The organism is Synechococcus sp. R55.2 (genome assembly GCF_047462075.1).
Taxonomy (GTDB): Bacteria; Cyanobacteriota; Cyanobacteriia; order Thermostichales; family Thermostichaceae; genus Thermostichus.
The window spans coordinates 1-520 of the sequence record NZ_JANSIH010000371.1 but is presented as its reverse complement, the minus strand read 5'-3'; the positions used below and the strand labels follow the sequence as shown (position 1 = coordinate 520).

Sequence of the window (520 nt, the reverse complement as noted above, 5' to 3'; positions counted from 1 at the left end):
AGCCCTCAACGCCGTTCAAATTGCCGAGCTGCTTTTGAAGGACTAATTCACCACAACCGTCCAGGTTACCGGTCCTGCTGTGGCAGGGGCGGCCTGAGCGTTGGTCAATGTTACTGGGGAGTTGGGGTAGGTGTAGGTGCCGGGTGAGGTCAGAGGTCCCGTTTGGACAGGGATGGTCACTGTGCAGGTTGCGCCGACAGCCACTTGTCCTCCGGTGAATTGAATGGTGTTCCCACCCACCGACGCTGTGAGGGTAGCTCCAGCACCACAGGAAGCAGGTAAGGGAGGAGGTGCACCAGGCCCTACGGTTAAAGGCGGCGCTCCCGGCAAGGTGTGGTTAAAGGCCAAGCCCGTCAATGGAATGGCAGCGTTGTTGGTGATGGTAAACGTCAAAGTTCCGGTGCCGATAACGGGAGCTGGGCCAATTGGGCCAAGCGGGTTGGGAGAAAAGGCCATGGTAAAGGTGGGAGCTGGCACCGTTACCGTTAGGTTGATAGCCGCAGCGGTAGCATTGGGCGCT

Annotated in this window: 1 protein-coding gene; it reads right to left on the bottom strand. The window is 58.8% G+C overall.

All coding sequences use genetic code 11. The features are described 5' to 3' along the window. Positions 1-42: 42 nt before the first annotated feature. Positions 43-520 (bottom strand): hypothetical protein (locus NW838_RS11855; protein ID WP_414428092.1); only part of this gene is annotated, 478 nt, incomplete at its 5' end.